Below are 12,366 nucleotides of genomic sequence, written 5' to 3' on the forward strand. Positions count from 1 at the left end.
TGCATATGCAATCAAATGACCACCGCGCAGCCACCTGGGAGACACCCCGGTTCCCCCGTAGGGTCGGGTGTGCCCGACAGCCCGGGTCAGACCGGCAGGCGCCAGGTGGCCAAGCAGCCGCGCGGGCTTTCCACGTTCTCCACTCGAACCTCACCGCCGTGCAGATCGCTCACCTCTTTCACCAGGCACAGGCCGAGGCCGGAGCTCTTGTCCTGCGTGTCGCTGCGCGGCAGCGAGTAGAAGCGCTCGAAGATGCGGCCCATCGCGTAGTCGGGCACGCCCGGGCCTTCGTCGCGCACCGACCATTCGACGTGGCCGCCGTCTTGAGCGAGGCGCAGCGTGAGCGCCCCGCCCGGCGGCGAGAAGTCGATGGCGTTGTCCAGCAGGTTCTGCAGCGCCTGCGCGATCAGGAAGCGGTTGCCCCGCACAAACCCGCCCTCGCCCAGTTCGTCCACGGGGCGCAGCCCTTTGCGCCGGGTGCGCGGCTCGGCGGCGTGCAACAGTTCGCGCGTGAGCGCCGCGAGGTCCACCGGCTCCACCGCTCCCGGCCCGCGCATCTGCTCCACGTCGGCCAGCGCCAGCAGTCGGTCGATCAGTTGCTGCAGGCGCTCGGTCTGGCGCTGGATGTTGGCCGCGAAGCGCTCGCGCTCGGCCTCGGGCAGCGGCTCCTGCAGCAGCTCGGCCGCGCCGCGGATGCCCGCCAGCGGGCTTTTGAGCTCGTGCGTGAGCGTGTGCACGTAGTTCTCGACATAGGCCTTGTCTTCGAGCTTCAGGCGCATGCGCTCGACCGCCTGCGCGAGGTCGCTGAACTCGGTGTTGCCCGAAAGTCGGCCCATGCGCGGCAGCTCGGCGCGCTCGCCGCGCGCCACCGCGTTGGCGTAACCGCGCAGCCGCGAGAGCGAGCTGGCCATCCACCAGGTGAACAGCAGGCCGATGGCCAGCGAGATGCCGAGCAGGCCCCACGACCAGTGGAGGATGCGGTCGCGGCTGCGCTGGATGTAAGGCTCCAGCGTCTGGTTGGGCCGCGCCACCGTCAACACGCCGATGATCCGCTCGCCATCACGGATGGGCGCGGCCACGTGCATCACCGTGCGGTCGGCGTCGTAGGGGTTCTCGCCGCTGGAGCGCGCGCCGTACTCGCCGCGCAGGGTCTTGAGCACGTCGTTCCAGCGCGAGTGGTCCTGGCCCAGGTCCTGGCCCCGGCTGTCGAACACCACGATGCCGCGCGCGTCGGTGACGGTGATGCGGTAATCGATCTGGTTCTTCTGGAACCCCCAGATGCTGGCGTTGGGCCGGAGCGACGGCAGCGCCGTCATCGCCCGCGCAAAGCCGCCGGTGGCGATGGTGCCGGCCTTCATGTCGGGCGCGGCCAGCTGGGCCAGCGCATAGGCCGCGTCCACCAGGCTGTCCTCCATCGCGAGGCGCGTGCCGGGCTTCACCTCTTCGAGAAAGATGCGCAGCACCACGAACAGCGCCAGGCCGAGCACCAGGAAGAAGGCGAGCAGGAGACGCAGGCCGATGCGCATCGGTTCAGACCGACAGCGTGAGCGAATAGCCCATGTTCCGGTGCGTCTGGATCAGTTCGGCGCTGGCACCCGCTTCGCGCAGCTTGGCGCGAAGCAGCTTCACATGGCTGTCCACCGTGCGGTCGGCCGTGTCGGGCGCGTCGGCCCAGACCAGGCTCATCAGCTCGGTGCGCGAGAAGATGCGCTGCGGCCGCTTGAGCAGCGCGGCGAGCAGCAGGTACTCGTAGCGGGTGAGCGAGAGCAGCTCGCCCCGGCAGCTGATGCGCTGCGCGGCCTCATCGAGCCGCAGCGGCAGGGCACCCGGCGAATCAACGGTGGCGGCGGGCGCGGCGCCCGATCCGGCCGACAGTCCGTTCGCGTAACGCCGCAAGATGGCACGCACCCGGGCACACACCTCGCGCGGCGAAAACGGCTTGCTCACGTAGTCGTCCGCGCCCAGCTCCAGGCCCAGCACACGGTCGATCTCCTCGCTGCGCGCGGTCAGAAAGACGATGGGCAGTTCGCTGGTCTTGCGGATGGCGCGGCACACGTCAAAGCCATTGCCGTCAGGCACGCCCACGTCGAGGATGGCGAGGTCGGGCGCCTGGGCGCGGAAGGCCGCGAGCGCCTCGCTCGCGAGCCGCACATGCGTCACCTCGAAGCCCTCGTTGCGCAAGGTGTAAAGCAGCGTGTCGGCGATGGCGGGTTCGTCTTCGAGCAGCAGGATGCGTTGCGCCATGGGGAATCTTGGTGGGTGCGTCAGCCCGCGATCATAGGCGCCGCGTGAAGCCCCCCAACGCGGGTCAGGCGCGACGCGCAGCCTCCAGCGCGAGCGGAATATAGAGCGCCACATGCTGATCAGCGATGTCGTCCACGCTGCCGAGCTTGATGTGCCGGCGCAACTTGCCCGAGCCTTGAAGGACATGGTGCGGGTCGGGCATGGCGGCGCCGCGGCCGAACTCGAGCGACACGTGGGCGCTGTACACAAACACGCCACAGAACGGCACGCCGCCCGCCGAGAAGAAAAAGCCGCCGTACTTGACCTCGTCCGTCGCGCCCGGCACGACTTTCTGAATGAGCGCGCGCAGTTGCGAGACCAGCTGGAAGTGGGTCTCGCTGGTGAGGCGGATGTCGCTGAGCAAATCGTGGATGCGCTGGCTGGTCATGGTGAGCTGTGGTCTGCCGAAGATGCCACCAGCCTACGCGAGCCTGCTGACAACGGGGTGGCAGCAGCCGCTCAGCCAGCCGCCTGCGCGAGCGCTGGCGCAGAGGGAGCGGAGCGCGCTTCCTGCACTCGCACCGGCACCAGCTCGCGCAGGTCTTCTTCGGCGCCGTCGATCAGGATCAGCGCCGCCCGCTCGGCGGCCTCCGCGTCGCCCTGCTCGATGGCCACGCACACCGCTTCGTGCAGCGGCAGCGAATGCGCCGGGCCACCGGGCTTGGTGGTGATCACGTCGAAGCTGACCCGCAGCAGCGCGGACATGGCGTCCTGCATCTGGCGCACGAACTGGTTGCCGCAGGCAGAGAGGATGGTGGTGTGAAAGGCCAGGTCGGCCTTCACGTAGTCGCCTTTGCCGGCGACGGCGCGCGCCATGGCCATGTAGGCCGCGCGCAGGTTGCGACGGTCTTCGTCGCTGGCGCGCAGCGCGGCCATGCGCACAGCCGCCGGCTCGATGACGCGGCGCATCTCCATCAGGTCGCGAGAGAGGATGGGGTCGAACACGGCGGACTCGGCGCGCCAGAAGATGATGTCCGGATCAAACAGGTTCCAGCGCGTGGGCTCCAGCACCAGGGTGCCCACCCGGCGCGTCACCTCCAGCAGGCCCTTGGCCGCCAGCGACTTGATGGCCTCGCGGATGACGATGCGGCTGAAGCCGAAGCGCGCGCACAGATCGGCCTCGGGCGGCAGCAGCTGCCCGGGCCGGATCTGGCCCGAACAGATTTCCCGGCCCAGCGTGTCCAGGACCTGCTCCTGGAAGGTGGCGCGAGGCGCAGTGCGTGGATTCATGTTTGATTTTGTAGGAGGTATGACATATGAACGCCCAGACGTTCAGGTCATTACCAGAGTATCAACGACGTTGAAGTGTCCGAACGCCTAGGGTTTTCCATGACGATTCAAACATCATACGTAATATATATTCGCCGCCATGAAATCCACCAGCCCTTCCCTGTTCGACCTCAGCGGTCGCACCGCCCTGATCACCGGATCCTCCCGCGGCATCGGTTTCGCCTTTGCCCAGGGCCTGGCCGAGGCGGGCGCGAAAGTCATCATCAACAGCCGCCAGGCGGCGGTGGTGGACGAAGCGGTGAAGAAGCTCCAGGCCCTGGGGCTGGACGCGGTGGGCGCCGCCTTTGACGTGGCGGACGAGGCCTCGGTCGAAGCGGCCTTCGCCGGTTTTGACGAGCAGGGCCTGGCCGTCGACATCCTGATCAACAACGCCGGCATCCAGCACCGCCAGCCCATGGTCGAGCTGTCGCTGGCCGACTGGCAACGCGTGATGGACACCAACCTCACCGCCGCTTTCCTGGTGGGCCGGGCCGCGGCGCGCCGCATGATCGCGCGCGGCCAGGGCGGCAAGATCATCAACATCGGCTCGCTCACCAGCGAGGCCGCGCGCGCCACGGTGGCGCCCTACACGGTGGCCAAGGGTGGCATCAAGCTGCTGTCCAAGGCGATGGCGGCGGAGTGGGCGCAGTTCAACATCCAGGCCAACTCCATCGGCCCCGGCTACATCCTGACCGATATGAACGAGGCGCTGGTGAACAACCCGAGCTTCGACGCCTGGGTGAAAAGCAGCAACCCGGCGCAGCGCTGGGGCCAACCCGAGGAGCTGGTGGGCACGGCGGTCTTCCTGTCGTCCGCCGCCTCCAACTACGTCAACGGCCAGATCATCTATGTGGACGGCGGCTGGCTGTCGGTGCTCTGAGCACCCACGCCAACCCAGCTTCCCCATCGCATTTCAAGGCACGACATGTCCACGCTGATCACGGACGTCAAGGTCATCCTGACCGCCCCCGAGGGCATCAACCTCATGGTGGTCAAGGTCGAGACCAACCAGCCGGGCCTCTACGGCCTGGGCTGCGCCACCTTCGCCTACCGCCACCTCGCGGTGAAGTGCCTGGTCGAGCAGTACCTCAAGCCGCTGGTGGTGGGGCGCGATGCGCAGGCCATCGAAGAGCTGTGGCAGCTGATGCACCAGAACGCCTACTGGCGCAACGGCCCGATCGAGAACAACGCGATCTCCGGCATCGACATGGCGCTGTGGGACATCAAGGGCAAGCTGGCCCACATGCCGCTGTACCAGCTGTTTGGCGGCAAGGTGCGCGAGGGCGTGCCGATCTACCGCCACGCCGACGGCGGCTCCCTGAGCGAGCTGTGCGACAACATCCAGAAGTACCGCGAGCAGGGCATCACCCACATCCGCTGCCAGAGCGGCGGCTACGGTGGCGGTGGCTTCGGCGCCGCGCCCGGCAGCGCGCCCGAGCGCGCACCGGCCGGCGTGTACCTCGACGCGCGAAAGTACATGCGCGACACGGTCAGGATGTTTGACCACATCCGCAGCCACGTGGGCTTTGACGTGGAGCTGTGCCACGACGTGCACGAGCGGCTCAAGCCCGTCGACGCGATCCGCTTCGCTCAGGCGCTGGAGCCTTTCGAGCTGTTCTTCCTCGAAGACGCCATCGCGCTCGAAGAAGGCGAGTGGCTGCGCCAGCTGCGCGACAAGACCAGCATCCCGCTGGCACAGGGCGAGCTGTTCAACCACCCGTTCGAGTGGCGCGGCCTGATCGCCGAGCGGCTGATCGACTTCATCCGCGTGCACCTGAGCCAGGTGGGCGGCATCACGCCGGGCCGCAAGCTGCAGCTGTTTGCCGAGCAGTACGGCGTGCGCACCGCGTGGCACGGCCCGGGCGACATGTCGCCGCTGGCGCACGCGGCCAACATCCACATCGACCTCGCCTCGCGCAACTTCGGCGTGCAGGAGTGGTCGGGCACCGAGCCGCCGAACTTCGTGATCCAGGAACTCAAGGGGCCACGCGAAGCGCTGCTGGATGTGTTCCCCGGCCTGCCCGAGTTCCGCCAGGGCTATGTGTACGCCAACGACAAGCCCGGCCTGGGCGTGGACATCAACGAAGCCGAAGCGGCCAAGTACCCGTGCGATGCCGGCGTGACCACCTGGACGCAGACGCGCCTGATCGACGGCACGCTGCAGACCCCCTGAACCTTCCGTTTTCGCGGCGACGCAGGTGCTTGGGCCTGCTGCGCCAAATTCCACACCACACCAAGCAGGAGACAACAGCATGACATCCAGAACCTCATCCCATTTCACCCTGCGCCGCCTGACGCTGATGGTGGGTGCCGCGCTCGCGCTGTGCTCCACCGCCGCGCTGGCCGAAGTCAAGGCCAAGATCGGCCACGCCATGCCCGAGAGCCACCCGCAGGCGGCGGCGATGAACAAGTTCGCCGAGCTGGCCACCGCCTACACCAAGGGCAATGTGAAGGTGCAGGCCTACCACGGCGGCTCCCTGGGCAGCGACGAGAAGCAGCTGCAGGCGGTGCAGTCGGGCACGCAGGAGCTGTACATCGGCACGCTCGCGCCGCTGTCGACCCGCGTGAAGGAAGTGCAGGTCTGGGACCTGCCCTTCATGTTCCAGAACGAGAAAGAGGTCTACGCGGTGCTGGACGGCGCCTCGTCCAAGGCGATCTTCCAGAAGATCGAACCCGCCGGCCTGGTGGGCCTGACCTGGACCGGCATGGGCTTTCGCAACCTCTCCAACAGCAAGCGCAGCGTGAACAAGCTGGAAGACGTCGCCGGCCTGAAGATCCGTGTGATGGCCAACCCGGTGGCGCTCGACACCTGGAAGACCATCGGCGCCAACGCCGTGCCCATGGCCTTCGCCGAAGTGTTCCCGGCCCTGGAAATCAAGGCGCTGGACGGCCAGGAAAACCCGCTGGTGCACATGTACTCCAACAAGATGCAGGAAGTGCAGAAGTTCATCTCGGTGACCAACCACGTGTACACGCCCGTGGCGCTGGTGGCCTCCAAGAAGTTCTGGGACACGCTGTCGCCGGCCGACCAGGCGGGCATCCAGAAGGCCGCCACCGAGGCCGGCCTGCTGCAGCGCAAGCTGCTGGACGAGGGTGACAACGACGTGGTCGCCAAGTTCAAGGCCGCGGGCGTGACCATGAACACCGTGAGCCCGGCCGAACTCGCCCGCATTCAGGAGAAGGTCAAGCCCGTGGTCGCCAAGTTCGCGCCCATCATCGGCGAGGACTTCGTCAAGGGCTTCTACGCCGAGATCGACAAGGCCCGCGCCGCCAAGTAAAGCCCGGCGCGCCGGGTGGGTCGCCGTGCGGCCCACCCGGCTTTCTTCCCTTCATTCAACCCGGGGAATCCCATGGGAAAAACGTTCAAGGCCCTGGCCGACCACCTGACGCGCGCGCTTGAGGTCGTGATGGTGCTGTGCCTGGTGGTCATGCTGGTGATGGTGTTCGGCAACGTGATCCTGCGGCTGTTCTTCAACACCGGCATCGACCTCTCTGAGGAGATACCGCGTTTCGCGTTTGTCTGGATGACCTTCCTCGGCGCCATCGTCGGCATGCGCCGCCGCGCCCACCTGGGGGTGGACATCCTGGTGCAGGCCCTGCCCGTGCTCGGACGCCGGATCTGCTGGGGCCTGAGCCAGGCCGTGATGCTGGTGTGCTGCGTGTACATCGTCTACGGCACCTGGCTTCAACACGAGATCATCGAAGGCAACGCCTCGCCGGTGGCGCAGCTGAGCATGCTGTGGGTCTTCGGCGTGAGCTACCTGACGGGCTCGGCCATCGGCCTGATCTGCCTGTCCAACCTCGTGCGGCTCATCGCGGGCAAGGTGTCTGACGATGAACTGATCGACGTGCACGAAGAGGGCATGGTCGATGCCCTCGAAGCCGAACGGGAGATGAACGCACAGACCGCCCAGCATGCCTCCGGCAGCGGAGCCAAACCATGACGATCTTTGTCTTCATCGCTTCCCTGCTCGGCCTGATGGCGCTGGGCATGCCGGTGGCCTTTGCACTGATCGGCTGCGGCATCGTGATGATGTTCTACATGGGCGTCACCGACCCCCAGATCGTGATCCAGAACATGTGGGACGGCGCCAACAGCTTCCCGCTGCTGGCCGTGCCCTTCTTCATGCTGGCCGGCGAGTTCATGAACGCCGGCGGCATGACCCGCCGCATCATCATGATGGCGATGTCGTGGGTCGGCCACATCCGCGGCGGCCTGGGCTATGTGGCCGTCATGGCGGCCGTGATCATGGCCTCGCTCTCGGGTTCGGCCGTGGCCGACACCGCGGCGCTGGCCGCCGTGCTGGTGCCCATGATGCGCAACGCCGGCTACAACGTGAACCGCTCCTGCGGCCTGATCGCCTGCGGCGGCATCATCGCGCCGGTGATCCCGCCGTCGATCGCGATGATCCTGTACGGCGTGACCGGCGGTGTCTCGATCACCAAGCTCTTCATCGCCGGCATCGTGCCCGGCATCCTGATGGGCGTGGCGATCATGCTGGCCTGGCGCTGGTCCATCGGCCACGACAAGGTGCAGGCGGAACCGAAACGCAGCACCGCCGAGAGAATCACCGCCACACGCGAGGCGCTGTGGGCGCTGACGCTGCCCATCGTGATCATCGGCGGCCTGAAGTTCGGCATCTTCACCCCCACCGAGGCGGCCGTGATCGCGGCGGTGTACTCGCTGTTCGTGGGCACGGTGGTCTACCGCGAGATCAAGCTCAAACAGCTGTTCCACCTGTTCTACCGCGCCGCCGAAACCACGGCGATCATCATGTTCCTGGTGTCGGCCGCGGGCGTCTCGGCCTGGCTCATCACCACGGCCAACATCCCGCAGCAGCTGGTCGAACTGGTCGAGCCGCTGATGGACAACAAGATGCTGCTGACCTTCGTGCTGATGCTGCTGGTGCTGGTGGTCGGCACCGCGCTGGACTTCACGCCCACGGTGCTGATCATGACGCCGGTGCTGATGCCGGTGCTGCGCCAGGCCGGCATCGACCCGGTGTACTTCGGCGTGCTGTTCATCATGAACAACGCCATCGGCCTGGTCACACCGCCGGTGGGCACGGTGCTCAACGTGGTGTGCGGCGTCGCCAAGATCCCCATGAGCGGCGCGATCAAGGGCGTGTGGCCCTTCATGGTGGCGCAGGCCCTCGTCATGTTCCTGCTCGTGGTGTTCCCGCAGATCGTCATGTGGCCGCTGCAGATGATGACGCGCTGAGCCCCCTCTTCCCCCTCACCCCTACCAAGCCGACCCATCATGGAAGCCCTTGTCATCCACTCCCCCCTCGACCTGCGGGTCGAAGACCTTCCCACCCCCGCCGTGGGCCCCGGCCAGGTGCGCGTGCGCGTGCGCGCCGGTGGCATTTGCGGCTCCGACCTGCACTACTACCAGCACGGTGGTTTCGGCGCCATCCGCATCCAGCAGCCCATGGTGCTGGGCCACGAGGTGGCCGGTGTGCTGGACGAGGTGGCACCCGACGTGAAACACCTCGCCGTGGGCGCCCGCATCGCCGTCAACCCCAGCCACGCCTGCGGGCAGTGCCGCTTCTGCCAGCTCGGCCTGCAGAACCACTGCCTGGACATGCGCTACTTCGGCAGCGCCATGCGCATGCCGCACGTGCAGGGCGCGTTTCGCCAGGAACTGGTGGTCAACGCCGCCCAGGCTTATCCGCTGGCCGATGGCATCTCCGACGCCGAAGGCTCGATGGCCGAGCCGCTGGCGGTGGCGCTGCACGCGGTGAACCGCGCCGGCCCGCTGCTGGGCCGCAAGGTGCTGATCACGGGTTGCGGCCCCATCGGCGGCATGTTGATCATTGCTGCGCGCCGCGCCGGCGCGACCCACATTGTGGTCACCGACGTGGTGCCGCAGCCGCTGCGCAAGGCGCTCGCCGTGGGCGCGGACCGGGTCATCAACGTGGCCGAGGCGCCCGGTGAATTGGCCGACTACGCCGCTGAAAAAGGCCAGTTCGACGTGCTGTTCGAGGCCAGCGGCAACGCCGCCGCGCTGCGCGCCGCCTTCGACGTGGTGCGCCCGCGCGGCCTGATCGTGCAGCTCGGCCTCTCGGGCAGCGAGCTGACCCTGCCGTTCAACACCATCGTGGCCAAGGAGTTCGACGTGCGCGGCGCCTTCCGCTTCCACGAAGAGTTCGGCGTGGCGGTGTCACTGATCAACCAGCGGCTGGTGGACCTGAAGCCACTGGTGTCGGCCACCCTGCCCTTCCGCGACGCGGGTCGTGCGTTCGCGCTCGCCGCGGACCGTTCGCAGTCGATGAAGGTCGTGCTGAGTTTCGAATGAACACACCGAACCCGGCCCTCGACGTCATCACCATCGGCGAAGCCATGGTGCTGTTCGCGGCCCAGCAGGCGGGCCCGCTGGACGACGCCAGCTCGTTCACCCGCACCACCGCCGGTGCCGAGCTCAACGTCGCCATCGGCCTGGCCCGCCTGGGCCTGCGCACGGGCTACCTCACCCGCCTGGGGCAGGACCTGTTTGGCCGCCACATCGCCGCCGTTCTAGAGCGCGAAGGCATCGACCACCAGCAGGTGGTGATGGACCCGGAGCACCCCACCGGCTTCATGCTGAAGTCGCGCAGCGACGACGGCAGCGACCCGCAGATCCAGTACTTCCGCAAGGGCTCGGCGGCCAGCCACATGCAGGTCGGCGAGCTCTCCAGTGCCTACGGCAACAGCGCCCGGCACCTGCACCTGACCGGCATCTTTGTCGGCGTCACGCCCTCGACCCGCGAGGTGGTGTTCGAGCTGGCGGCGCGTTCGCGCGCGGCGGGCCTGTCGATCTCGTTCGACCCCAACCTGCGCCCCACCCTGTGGCGCTCGAAGGACGAGATGGTGGCCTGTCTCAACCAGCTCTCGACCTACAGCGACTGGGTGCTGCCCGGCATCGAAGAAGGCCGGCTGCTCACCGGGCGCGACAGCGTGCAGGGCATCGCCGACTTTTACCTGGAGCGCGGCGCCAAAGGTGTGGTGGTCAAGCTGGGCCCCGACGGTGCTTTCTGCGCGACACCGACCGAACGGGGTCACGTGCCCGGCGTGCCGGTGCCCCGCGTGGTGGACACCGTGGGCGCCGGCGATGGGTTTGCGGTGGGTGTGATCTCGGGCCTGCTCGAAGGTCTGAGCCCGGCCGGAGCCACCGCGCGCGGCAATGCCATCGGCGCCCGCGTGGTGCAGTTCCCGGGCGACGCCGACGGCCTGCCGACGCGCGCCGAACTGAATGCCTTGCTGAAGGCTTGAAGCATGGGCCCATCGATTGTCATCATGGGGGTCTCGGGCTGCGGCAAGTCCAGCCTGGGCGCCGCCGTGGCCCAGGCGGAGGGCCTGCCGCTGATCGAGGGCGACGACCACCACAGCGAACAGAGCCGCAACAAGATGAGCCAGGGCATCGCCCTCACGGACGAAGACCGCGACGGCTGGCTCACCTTGCTGGGTGAGCACCTGCGCGCCGCGCCCCATGGGGCGGTGCTCACCTGCTCGGCGCTCAAACACAAGTACCGCGAGCACCTGCGCGCCGCGGCCCCTGGCCTGCGTTTCGTGTTTCTGGACCTCACACGGGAGGAAGCCCAGGCCCGGGTGTCGTCGCGCTCGGCCCACTTTTTCTCGGCCAGCCTGGTGGACAGCCAGTTCGCGGCGCTGGAGTCGCCGGTGGGGGAACCGGGCGTGCTGCGGGTGGACGCGACCCATGCCCCCGCGGTGCTCCTGGCCCAGGTCAGCGCCTGGCTGCGGACGGACCGCAACGCGTCGTAGCGGTTCGGCCCATCGACCCCGCCTGGCGACTCATTCCAGGGACAGCACCCGCTCCAGCTCGCGCCGCATCACGCTGCGGTCCACGTCCACGCCGGTCCAGAGGCGGATGGCGATCGCGCCCTGGTTCACCAGCATGCCCAGGCCGTCGAGCACGGTGCAGCCGGCGGCTTCGGCGGTGCGGATCAGGTGGGTGCGCGGCGGGTTGGGAATCGCGTCGGCCACCACCATGCCGGGGCGCAGGGTGGCCCAGTCCACATCAAGCTGGTCGTCCACTGCGGGGTACAGGCCGATGGACGTGGCGTTGACCACGATGCCGGTGCCTGGCGGGATGGGCATGGCCGGGTGCCAGTGCAGGTATTCGGCGCTGGCCTGGGTCTTGGTGGTGATGAGGTCGGCCAGTTCCTGACCGCGCAGGCGGCCGCGGTTGACGATGCCGATGTGCGCGGCGCCCGCGAGCGCCAGTTCCACCGCCACGGCGCGCGCGGCGCCACCGGCACCGAACAGCATCACGCGCTGTCCTTCGATCTCAGCGACCGGTCGCAGCGCTTCGATGAAGCCCTGGCCGTCGGTGTTCTCGCCGATCCACAGGCCATCGCGCATCACGACCGTGTTGACCGCGCCGATGATCTCGGCGGAGGGTGCCAGCCCGTCGAGGTGCTCGATCACCGTCACCTTGTGCGGCAGCGAGCAGTTGAAGCCGGCCCAGCCCATGGCGCGCGCGCCACGCACCGCGGCGGCCAGGTGCTCGGGCGGCACCTCGCCATTGACGTAACGCCATGCCAGCCCGTGATGCCGGTAGGCGGCTTCGATCATGGCCACGGTCGGGTTCTCGGCCGCAGGCTGCGCGAAAGAACCGGTGAGCGAGCTGAGGAAGTTCATCGTCATGGCGGTCCTCCTGTGGGGTGCGACAGTGTGCCGCAAGCGGGTGTCGAGCGGGAAGCGGGCCCGTGCGCTCACCTCATTTGCCAAACTTTGCGCCACCCCTCAGGGTAAATCCCAGCCTTCGAATGCAAGATCGTACAAGTCTCGCCCTTTTGCGTACAAACTGCGCGC

Annotated in this window: 13 protein-coding genes; 8 read left to right on the forward strand and 5 right to left on the reverse strand. The window is 67.8% G+C overall.

The window, feature by feature from the left end; all coding sequences use genetic code 11:
• Positions 1–86 precede the first annotated feature (86 nt).
• The 4 genes from creC to IM738_RS12090 form a co-directional block, all read right to left on the reverse strand.
• Positions 87–1,526 (reverse strand): two-component system sensor histidine kinase CreC, encoded by a 1,440-nt coding sequence (gene creC, locus IM738_RS12075; protein WP_236966096.1) that lies wholly within the window; start codon positions 1,524–1,526, stop codon positions 87–89.
• A gap of 4 nt (positions 1,527–1,530) precedes the next feature.
• The gene (gene creB, locus IM738_RS12080; RefSeq protein WP_236966097.1) at positions 1,531–2,244 is read right to left on the reverse strand and encodes a two-component system response regulator CreB; all 714 of its coding nucleotides are present in this window, start codon (positions 2,242–2,244) and stop codon (positions 1,531–1,533) included.
• 64 nt (positions 2,245–2,308) lie between these two features.
• Positions 2,309–2,671: a DUF1801 domain-containing protein gene (locus IM738_RS12085; protein ID WP_236966098.1), complete on the reverse strand. Its 363-nt coding sequence runs from the start codon at positions 2,669–2,671 to the stop codon at positions 2,309–2,311.
• Between the two features lie 71 nt (positions 2,672–2,742).
• A complete protein-coding gene (locus tag IM738_RS12090; protein ID WP_236966099.1) occupies positions 2,743–3,513 on the reverse strand; it encodes a FadR/GntR family transcriptional regulator in 771 nt (256 codons plus the stop codon).
• 139 nt (positions 3,514–3,652) lie between these two features.
• On the opposite strand from IM738_RS12090, the gene IM738_RS12095 reads away from it, so the two are divergent.
• The 8 genes from IM738_RS12095 (at position 3,653) to IM738_RS12130 (ending at position 11,313) form a co-directional block, all read left to right on the forward strand.
• Positions 3,653–4,432, forward strand: a complete 780-nt coding sequence (locus IM738_RS12095; protein WP_236966100.1) for an SDR family oxidoreductase — start codon at positions 3,653–3,655, stop codon at positions 4,430–4,432.
• Between the two features lie 45 nt (positions 4,433–4,477).
• The gene (locus IM738_RS12100; RefSeq protein WP_236966101.1) at positions 4,478–5,725 is read left to right on the forward strand and encodes an enolase C-terminal domain-like protein; all 1,248 of its coding nucleotides are present in this window, start codon (positions 4,478–4,480) and stop codon (positions 5,723–5,725) included.
• Positions 5,726–5,804: 79 nt separating this feature from the next.
• The gene (locus IM738_RS12105) at positions 5,805–6,830 is read left to right on the forward strand and encodes a TRAP transporter substrate-binding protein (protein WP_236966102.1); all 1,026 of its coding nucleotides are present in this window, start codon (positions 5,805–5,807) and stop codon (positions 6,828–6,830) included.
• Between the two features lie 72 nt (positions 6,831–6,902).
• A complete protein-coding gene (locus tag IM738_RS12110; protein ID WP_236966103.1) occupies positions 6,903–7,496 on the forward strand; it encodes a TRAP transporter small permease in 594 nt (197 codons plus the stop codon).
• The gene (locus IM738_RS12115) at positions 7,493–8,773 is read left to right on the forward strand and encodes a TRAP transporter large permease (protein WP_236966104.1); all 1,281 of its coding nucleotides are present in this window, start codon (positions 7,493–7,495) and stop codon (positions 8,771–8,773) included. Before IM738_RS12110 ends, IM738_RS12115 begins: the two co-directional genes overlap by 4 nt.
• Before the next feature lie 39 nt (positions 8,774–8,812).
• Positions 8,813–9,850: an L-idonate 5-dehydrogenase gene (locus IM738_RS12120; RefSeq protein WP_236966105.1), complete on the forward strand. Its 1,038-nt coding sequence runs from the start codon at positions 8,813–8,815 to the stop codon at positions 9,848–9,850.
• On the forward strand, positions 9,847–10,803 hold the full coding sequence (locus IM738_RS12125) for a sugar kinase (protein WP_236966106.1): 957 nt from the start codon (positions 9,847–9,849) through the stop codon (positions 10,801–10,803). The genes IM738_RS12120 and IM738_RS12125 overlap by 4 nt, the downstream gene beginning before the upstream one ends.
• A 3-nt stretch (positions 10,804–10,806) precedes the next feature.
• Positions 10,807–11,313: a gluconokinase gene (locus IM738_RS12130; protein WP_236966107.1), complete on the forward strand. Its 507-nt coding sequence runs from the start codon at positions 10,807–10,809 to the stop codon at positions 11,311–11,313.
• 30 nt (positions 11,314–11,343) lie between these two features.
• Here the strand turns inward: IM738_RS12130 and aroE are convergent, their stop codons facing one another.
• Positions 11,344–12,198: a shikimate dehydrogenase gene (gene aroE, locus IM738_RS12135; RefSeq protein WP_236966108.1), complete on the reverse strand. Its 855-nt coding sequence runs from the start codon at positions 12,196–12,198 to the stop codon at positions 11,344–11,346.
• Between the last annotated feature and the right edge of the window lie 168 nt (positions 12,199–12,366).

This window comes from Hydrogenophaga sp. SL48 (assembly GCF_021729865.1).
GTDB lineage: Bacteria > Pseudomonadota > Gammaproteobacteria > Burkholderiales > Burkholderiaceae_C > Hydrogenophaga.

What these genes read in the sequence shown, in the direction of transcription:
- creC (WP_236966096.1), bottom strand. Translation starts at nt 1,526, where the DNA reads ATGCGCATCGGCCTGCGTCTCCTGCTCGCCTTCTTCCTGGTGCTCGGC.
- creB (WP_236966097.1), bottom strand. Translation starts at nt 2,244, where the DNA reads ATGGCGCAACGCATCCTGCTGCTCGAAGACGAACCCGCCATCGCCGAC.
- IM738_RS12085 (WP_236966098.1), bottom strand. Translation starts at nt 2,671, where the DNA reads ATGACCAGCCAGCGCATCCACGATTTGCTCAGCGACATCCGCCTCACC.
- IM738_RS12090 (WP_236966099.1), bottom strand. Translation starts at nt 3,513, where the DNA reads ATGAATCCACGCACTGCGCCTCGCGCCACCTTCCAGGAGCAGGTCCTG.
- IM738_RS12095 (WP_236966100.1), top strand. Translation starts at nt 3,653, where the DNA reads ATGAAATCCACCAGCCCTTCCCTGTTCGACCTCAGCGGTCGCACCGCC.
- IM738_RS12100 (WP_236966101.1), top strand. Translation starts at nt 4,478, where the DNA reads ATGTCCACGCTGATCACGGACGTCAAGGTCATCCTGACCGCCCCCGAG.
- IM738_RS12105 (WP_236966102.1), top strand. Translation starts at nt 5,805, where the DNA reads ATGACATCCAGAACCTCATCCCATTTCACCCTGCGCCGCCTGACGCTG.
- IM738_RS12110 (WP_236966103.1), top strand. Translation starts at nt 6,903, where the DNA reads ATGGGAAAAACGTTCAAGGCCCTGGCCGACCACCTGACGCGCGCGCTT.
- IM738_RS12115 (WP_236966104.1), top strand. Translation starts at nt 7,493, where the DNA reads ATGACGATCTTTGTCTTCATCGCTTCCCTGCTCGGCCTGATGGCGCTG.
- IM738_RS12120 (WP_236966105.1), top strand. Translation starts at nt 8,813, where the DNA reads ATGGAAGCCCTTGTCATCCACTCCCCCCTCGACCTGCGGGTCGAAGAC.
- IM738_RS12125 (WP_236966106.1), top strand. Translation starts at nt 9,847, where the DNA reads ATGAACACACCGAACCCGGCCCTCGACGTCATCACCATCGGCGAAGCC.
- IM738_RS12130 (WP_236966107.1), top strand. Translation starts at nt 10,807, where the DNA reads ATGGGCCCATCGATTGTCATCATGGGGGTCTCGGGCTGCGGCAAGTCC.
- aroE (WP_236966108.1), bottom strand. Translation starts at nt 12,198, where the DNA reads ATGACGATGAACTTCCTCAGCTCGCTCACCGGTTCTTTCGCGCAGCCT.